Source organism: Psychrobacter sp. CCUG 69069, from assembly GCF_021023115.1.
Lineage (GTDB): Bacteria > Pseudomonadota > Gammaproteobacteria > Pseudomonadales > Moraxellaceae > Psychrobacter > Psychrobacter namhaensis.
Genome location: NZ_QQAI01000044.1, coordinates 1 through 936 on the forward strand (window position 1 = coordinate 1; position 936 = coordinate 936).

General features: G+C 44.1%; 1 protein-coding gene. It reads right to left on the reverse strand.

The window, feature by feature from the left end; genetic code table 11:
- A partial coding sequence (locus DVY93_RS12400) for a multicopper oxidase domain-containing protein (protein WP_230711048.1) occupies window positions 1–803 on the reverse strand: 803 nt, incomplete at its 3' end.
- Window positions 804–936 lie beyond the last annotated feature (133 nt).

The following is a 936-nucleotide window of genomic DNA, read 5'->3' on the forward strand; positions in this document are numbered from 1 at the left end:
GTTTTACCATTCATAAGATAAGTAAACGTGGTCTCACCAGATAAATCAGTAAAATCAGTCGGCATCATGCGCATCTGGTTCCACATTTTACGTTTATCATAAGCCGCCTCAAGATCCGTAGCGGCAATATCGGACAATAGCTTTTTAAAGTCTGGCAGATGATAATTATCAAAGTCAGCACGCTGCTTAAGTAGTTTTAGCAGATTATGCGGATCGCGATGCGTCCAATCACTAAGCAGGATAACGTGATCTTCCTCGATAGGATAGCGTTCGCGCCCTTTAGGTTCAATCACAATAGCCCCGCGCATACCGGTCTGCTCTTGGAAGCCAGTATGCGAGTGATACCAATAAGTGCCTGACTGTGTCAGTTTAAATTTGTACGTGAAGGTGCTACCCGCAGGAATACCATCAAAGCTGATACCCGGTACGCCATCCATCTCAAACGGCACTAAGAGGCCATGCCAGTGAATAGAGGTCGACTCATTCAGCTGATTATGGACTCGAATGGTGACCGTATCGCCTTCTTGCATCTTAAGCGTTGGCGCAGGCAGTGAGTCATTTATCAGCGTTGCCATGCTTGACTTGCCGTTGACCGTTATCATCTTCTCACTGACATAAAGATCAAATTCATTACCCGTTAGTATAGGTACAATGTGATCGGCTCTATCACTATTGACTACGACATTTTGGCTTTTAGTTAAAGCACTATTAGCCATCGTCGGTAGTGTGGATAGCATCGACGCGCCGAGCAAGGTGGATGACCCTGTCAAAAAACGCCTGCGGTTAAATCTGTTTTTATTCATAATATTGACCTAAGTTAATCCATGAAATGAGAGTTGAACTTATATATCTGATAACTTATTAATAGAACTACATCTGCTGCGCTGGCGACTCAATAGCCGCATACACTTGAGTGCTGCCATCCTTGTTCAATTG